Here is a 5,751-nt window from a genome sequence, read left to right on the forward strand (position 1 = left end):
TGAATCCTCCACATCGTCTAATGTATTATATGTAGGATATGGTGTTTTAATAAATCCTTTTTTACCTTTTAGATGATAAGGATCATGATAGCTAAAGGTTCCGAATGTTAAAAATAAATAGTCATACTCTCTCCATTCCTTATCATCTTCACATGTACAGACATAATACTTCAATTTTGTATCATCAACATCGGAATTAGTAAATATTTCTTGTACTTTATCATTAATAATTGTTAAATTCTCATATTGCTCATCATATTGTGATAAATATGATTTCATATAATGACCAAATACAAATCTTGGTAGATATTGTGGGTTTTGAAATTCAAAATCATTTTGGTTTTGATACCATTTCCAGAATTCTTCATCATCATCTAAATTTAAACTCATCTTTTTGGATGGCATATTAATTAATAATTCACTACTATCATTTTGAAACGGAACGCCTTGTCCCATATTTTTTTCATCATCATAAACATCTACTTTTAATTTTGAGAATTCTTCATGTTTAACGAGTTGTCGCAAGACACTCACGCCAGCTGTTCCCATCCCAATAATTGCTACACGCATTTTATCAACCTTCTATCTATGTATTCGCTTCTTTTATGAATGTGTTTAAACGATCTAAACATTGACTCCCTATTAACATATCCTTATCTAACTACTTTTAATCTTTAAAAGATATGCTAAAATCATTTTACTGAGGTGAAAATATGAAATTAATTACTAAAATCATTATCGTATTTATTGTTTTATTCGCATGGTTCACTAACAAAAATAAAGCTAAATAATTTTCTCATTTATAATGCATATTCGCCATGAATTAGAAAAAGCATCACTATCAAGGTTAACTTATCTTAATAGTGATGCTTTATTCATTTCATCGTTTACTTTTGATGTTCTTTGTCATCTTTATAAACATATAACTTGAAGTATTTACCTTCAGTTTTCATGTTTTTATAGAAATCAGCAATGATACTGGCATTACTTTCTGCCCATTTAATATCAGTTGCGTACTGGTGTTCACCAGGATTTTTAGGGTTCCATCTCATACTATATAACGTATCTTGGTCTTCATGTGACAAGAAATGTTTATGAATGAAATCCGCTCCGCCGTAAATGGCTTTTTGAGGTGTATCCCAACCATGTTTTTTAGCGTATTGAGCTCCCGTTTTGATAGGATCACTATCTAACGCGCCTACACCGTAGAAGTTATAGTATTTCTTACCGTCTATTTCTACACCTTTTGCAAGTTCACTTTTCGCTGCCCCAGTCTCTAAAAGCGCGTGAGAAATAAGGTAAACTTCGTTCACATGTTTGGCTTTCGCTGCATTAATAAAGTCATCAGTATGTTCTAATAAAACTGGTCTATCAAACAACATACGTTTAATTCTATTTTTATCGATACCTTGGTATTTAGATAAATCTAAAAATTGATATTTTTGTTTGTCATTATCAATGAATTTACTACTATCCATTGCTGTTTTGATTTCAGTATCAGATGCATCTCGCCAAGCATTGTTATTCTTATTAGATACTTGTTGGCTCGTATAATTATGTATTTGTTTCTTTGCTGCTTTATCTAAAGTTTTATCCAACTTAACTACTTTCTCTTGTGATTTCACATGTTTAAAGAAAATTTGATCAGAAATCATTGAAAAGAAAATAAAAGCAGCAACAACGAATACTATAAGTAGTCCTATTATAGAAATAATAGAGCCCTTTTTGTGCTTAATCATATTCACACCTCTTAGGTCATTGTTGTTAAACTATTCAATTTCATTACGATAATAAAGTTTAACATTATTGATTCGGATTCACAATTTTATATTAGTATTGTTACAAATTCATAAATAAAAAGTAATAAAATTGAAACTTTATATAAAAATAGAGGTCTTACTTGATCATCATTAATAATAGTCCTTTAAACATGCATTTCTATCAACATATATAATGTAGAAATCAGTCTATCAATTGTTTCTATAAACAGTGAAACTAAAGTTCAGAATATCATTTAATGACGATAAGTTACCTCGATTTTATTACAATTAGATTATGATTTTTTATATTCCATCATGATGAAGCTTGCTGCTTGAGAACGATTTTTATAATAATATTGATTTAAATCAATCGTTCCCTCAATTTCCCCATCACGATATTTCATTTCATTCGTAAAGTTATTAATCATTACGAAATCAGAACGATCTCTAATCACATCTAAATCATCATTACGTGCGAAAAAGTGTTCTAAGTTTAAGTGTGCGTAATCCATGTTTACCTCCCTTAATATTTATCAGAATTTATTTATGTCGAATTGTTATTTTACAGTCATTTTCATGTTAAATATTTTAGTTTTATTAAGTCTATGGTTACTATTTAACACCTTATTTGAAAATTACGCAAATGATAATTTTTATAATTTAAGTTAACTTCTATTTATCCGGAAATAACATTTATGTACATAAATAGGAGTTCACAACATGGAATTTGACCTAGCTTACGAAAAATATAACAAAATCATTCATCATTTGTTAAAAAGCTATCAAATCACTTATAATTATGATGAATTTTATCAACTCTTACTTATTAAAATGTGGGAACTCATTTTAGACTATGACAATCAAAAGGCTTCAGTGCTACATACATATCTTTTCGCTCGATTAAAGTATTATTTAATCGATATTTTTAGAAAAGAAAGTTATAGAATGGAAATGATGGGTGCCACCTATACAACAGAATCTTTTCAAGAACCCTCAACTGTCCTCAACGATTTCAATTTACATTTAGAAGATATTACACTTCATCTTAATCCCCAAGAAAAACGCTGGCTATCATTACACCTTCAAGGCTACAAACAATATGAAATTGCACAAATCATGCATTTATCAAAAACAACAATTAAAAGAATAAAAGCCCATACTCGACATAAATGTTTAAGCAAATTTAATTATTTATAAAGGAATGAACATCATGAAATCACTATCTACGTATAATCTCCTCTATTTAAAAACTGCTATCTCGACGAATATAGCTACAGATATTCAATACGCAAATTTTGAAATGACATTACCTATTCCACCTCATAAATTGATAAATTATATTCTCGAACTCAATCACACCTCTTTACAAGTACAAAACGCACGAGCTAAGAGAGTTCTAAACATTAATAAGCTTATCCCTATCTTTATAGATAACGACACGATTTTATTTCCAATTACGCAAAAACGCGCGTCAATAAAGTATTTTATTAACGCACGTAAAATCATAGGTATTCATTCTTCTGTTAATGCTACAATCATTATTTTTGAAAATTCAACAACACTTAATATTGATATACCTTATACCCTAGTCACTAAAAAATGGCAAGAAAGCCTCGCCCTCGGACAAATCATAGAAAAAACTAGCTTCTATTAAACTTCAATTCGAGTAATTTCTTCGTAAACAATGCGGTAGCTATTTTAATCCAATACAGACTTAGAATCATTATTATAATCGCTACCACAATAATGAGCACTACAACAATACTAGATAATGCTACTTTAGGATTTATAAAATAATGCACCGCAGCTAAACTTGTAATTAAACCTAATAAAAATAACCCTAGTAAAACTGCATAAGCCAATACAATCCGAATAAGCAATATGAATATCTTTCCAGAAGACGTTGTTTTCTCCTTGAATACAACGTCCTTTAAATATTGATTAGAGAATTTAATCGGTTTATTAAAATCAACATTTTGATTTTCATCTAAAGCATTTAATTTTTGCTTCAATTGGTCCTTTTCTTTTCTATTTAAGAACCATAATTGTTTCTGAACTTTTTCTGTGAATTTATTTTTGTTCATTTTTTGGAGTTCGCTCCTCAATATTTCTCATTTTCTATAAATCATATATTAATTATAAAAAGGTTTCAATTATCACTTAATTGATTCTACAAATTAAAAAAGCAATCGAGACAGTTAAATTCACACTCGATTGCTTTTCCGTATTTTTATCAAATATTTTAAAGAATAGAAAGTCCTGAACTTTGAATATCTTTCGCAAATCCTTTAACAGTATCCACTGAAAGTTCTTCGATGTCACGTCCTAAGTTAGTGTTAACTTTCTTAACGACGTCAGCAGGACATGTGATGATATCTGCACCGATTTCGTCAGCTTGTATCACATTAATCACTTCACGACAGCTAGCCCAAAGTAATTTTACGCCTTTTTTACTATGTGTCACTTCAACTGATTCTTTCATTAAAGGAAGTGGATCTACCCCTGTATCTGCAATTCTACCTGCAAATACAGATACATAAGTTGGGACACCCTCAGTGACAGCATCTGTAATAGCTTTAACTTGTTCAATTGTATAAACAGCAGTAACGTTTAATCTCACATTGTCCGCAGATAATTTCTTAATTAATGGAAGAGTGGACTCCCCTTTTGTCGTAACAATTGGTATTTTAACGAATACATTATCACCATATTGTTTTAAGATTTCCGCTTCTTTTTCCATTGTTTCTAAATCATCTGCAAAGACTTCAAATGAAATGGATGCATCTGGAATTGCTTTAACCGCTTCTTCAGCAAATGTTTTATAATCTGTAACACCTGCTTTAGCCATTAAACTAGGATTCGTAGTAAATCCATCAACTTGTTTATTAGCGTACGCTGCCTTCATTTCTTCGATGTCTGCGCCATCCGCAAAAACTTCTACATTTAATTTCGCCATTTCGCTATTCCTCCTAAACATTACGCTCAAAACGATAATCTATATGTAAATGAAACTCATATCTATATGTATATTTATAAAGTAAATAGAATTATTGTTATCACGTTGAGTCATAAAAACTTTATATCATATTTATAACATGCGTAAATGATGTAAGCGAATAATTTGCCTAGAAATCGCAGTTTATAAAAAAGTGCATCAAATAAGTTTATTGTTATAAAATGAGTTTTACTATTCTCATCTTCTTAAAATGTGATAGTATATTGTAATGATGTTAATCAAGGAGGCAACTTATGGCACGTTCAAAAAAATACTTTTACTTGAGTTTGCTAATGATTATTATTAGTTTCTTTTTTAATACTAATAATACTTTATTAAGTCATATTTTCAATTCATTTATGAAAATAATGGTTGCTACAACACTAGTAAATATTATTATTTTAATTTTATCTATCATTTTTGCAGATAAATCAATTAAACATTCTAGAGAAAGCACAGATTGGATTAAAGTAGCGAGTAGACTCTTACCGTTAATCATTTTTATTGTTATTATTTTTCATATCCTATCTTCGTTACATACTTTTGGTTTTATTTTTAAATAGTAACGACTTTATAGCTAAATCTAATAGTTATTGTGAAGATAATGACTTTTATGTAAATGGTTAAAAAGATATCAAATTTATATTAAGGTGATTTGCGATGCAATATTTATATGTATTTATTGGTGGTGCGTTTGGCGCACTTTTGCGTTATGACCTCTCAATATTTAATGAAGGATCATCATTACCGATTGGCACATTGATAGCCAACCTTACAGGCGCTTTTTTAATGGGACTGATTGGTACCTTAGCAATTTCTCTATTTCAGAGATATCCACTCGTTAAAAAGGCAATTACCACTGGTTTCCTAGGCGCATTAACTACTTTTTCTACTTTTCAATTTGAACTTGTACATCTATTTGATCAGCAGCATTTTATCATGCTCTTCACTTATGGATTAACAAGTTACATTTTAGGAATTGTACTTTGTTATCTA

9 protein-coding genes are annotated in these 5,751 nt (G+C 29.6%); 4 read left to right on the forward strand and 5 right to left on the reverse strand.

Annotated elements, in window-relative coordinates; all coding sequences use genetic code 11:
* The 3 genes from HMPREF3264_RS11470 to HMPREF3264_RS11480 form a co-directional block, all read right to left on the reverse strand.
* The coding region (locus tag HMPREF3264_RS11470) for an FAD/NAD(P)-binding protein (RefSeq protein ID WP_176746845.1) at nucleotides 1-570 on the reverse strand (570 nt) is incomplete at its 3' end.
* A 317-nt stretch (nucleotides 571-887) separates the two neighbouring features.
* Nucleotides 888-1,739, reverse strand: coding sequence for a peptidoglycan release complex glucosaminidase SagB (locus HMPREF3264_RS11475; protein ID WP_002443487.1), 852 nt, complete (start codon nucleotides 1,737-1,739; stop codon nucleotides 888-890).
* Nucleotides 1,740-2,053: 314 nt separating this feature from the next.
* Nucleotides 2,054-2,272 (reverse strand): hypothetical protein, encoded by a 219-nt coding sequence (locus HMPREF3264_RS11480; protein WP_002443489.1) that lies wholly within the window; start codon nucleotides 2,270-2,272, stop codon nucleotides 2,054-2,056.
* A 208-nt stretch (nucleotides 2,273-2,480) separates the two neighbouring features.
* On the opposite strand from HMPREF3264_RS11480, the gene HMPREF3264_RS11485 reads away from it, so the two are divergent.
* Nucleotides 2,481-2,957, forward strand: a complete 477-nt coding sequence (locus tag HMPREF3264_RS11485) for a sigma-70 family RNA polymerase sigma factor (protein ID WP_070873392.1) — start codon at nucleotides 2,481-2,483, stop codon at nucleotides 2,955-2,957.
* Between the two features lie 13 nt (nucleotides 2,958-2,970).
* Nucleotides 2,971-3,414, forward strand: a complete 444-nt coding sequence (locus HMPREF3264_RS11490; protein ID WP_070873393.1) for a competence protein ComK — start codon at nucleotides 2,971-2,973, stop codon at nucleotides 3,412-3,414.
* On the opposite strand, the gene HMPREF3264_RS11495 is transcribed toward HMPREF3264_RS11490, so the two are convergent.
* Both HMPREF3264_RS11495 and HMPREF3264_RS11500 read right to left on the reverse strand, forming a co-directional pair.
* Nucleotides 3,401-3,844 carry a hypothetical protein gene (locus HMPREF3264_RS11495; RefSeq protein WP_070873394.1) on the reverse strand — a complete coding sequence of 148 codons (444 nt, stop codon included), beginning with the start codon at nucleotides 3,842-3,844 and terminating at the stop codon, nucleotides 3,401-3,403. The genes HMPREF3264_RS11490 and HMPREF3264_RS11495 overlap by 14 nt on opposite strands.
* Nucleotides 3,845-4,002: 158 nt before the next feature.
* Nucleotides 4,003-4,716, reverse strand: coding sequence for a transaldolase (locus tag HMPREF3264_RS11500; RefSeq protein ID WP_070873395.1), 714 nt, complete (start codon nucleotides 4,714-4,716; stop codon nucleotides 4,003-4,005).
* A 293-nt stretch (nucleotides 4,717-5,009) separates the two neighbouring features.
* Here HMPREF3264_RS11500 and HMPREF3264_RS11505 point away from each other — a divergent pair, with 293 nt between their 5' ends.
* Entirely contained in the window at nucleotides 5,010-5,318 is a 309-nt protein-coding gene (locus tag HMPREF3264_RS11505) for a hypothetical protein (RefSeq protein WP_044466752.1), read from the forward strand.
* 97 nt (nucleotides 5,319-5,415) lie between these two features.
* Nucleotides 5,416-5,751: fluoride efflux transporter CrcB (gene crcB / locus HMPREF3264_RS11510; RefSeq protein ID WP_070873396.1), on the forward strand; the 336-nt coding region annotated here is incomplete at its 3' end.

The sequence above is a fragment of the Staphylococcus sp. HMSC62A08 genome (genome assembly GCF_001839105.1).
GTDB classification, from domain to species: Bacteria; Bacillota; Bacilli; order Staphylococcales; family Staphylococcaceae; genus Staphylococcus; species Staphylococcus caprae.

Bases quoted from the DNA above. Each gene is read 5' to 3' on its own strand.
- HMPREF3264_RS11485 (WP_070873392.1), top strand. From the start codon at position 2,481: ATGGAATTTGACCTAGCTTACGAAAAATATAACAAAATCATTCATCAT.
- HMPREF3264_RS11500 (WP_070873395.1), bottom strand. From the start codon at position 4,716: ATGGCGAAATTAAATGTAGAAGTTTTTGCGGATGGCGCAGACATCGAA.
- HMPREF3264_RS11490 (WP_070873393.1), top strand. From the start codon at position 2,971: ATGAAATCACTATCTACGTATAATCTCCTCTATTTAAAAACTGCTATC.
- HMPREF3264_RS11495 (WP_070873394.1), bottom strand. From the start codon at position 3,844: ATGAACAAAAATAAATTCACAGAAAAAGTTCAGAAACAATTATGGTTC.
- HMPREF3264_RS11480 (WP_002443489.1), bottom strand. From the start codon at position 2,272: ATGGATTACGCACACTTAAACTTAGAACACTTTTTCGCACGTAATGAT.
- HMPREF3264_RS11505 (WP_044466752.1), top strand. From the start codon at position 5,010: ATGGCACGTTCAAAAAAATACTTTTACTTGAGTTTGCTAATGATTATT.
- HMPREF3264_RS11475 (WP_002443487.1), bottom strand. From the start codon at position 1,739: ATGATTAAGCACAAAAAGGGCTCTATTATTTCTATAATAGGACTACTT.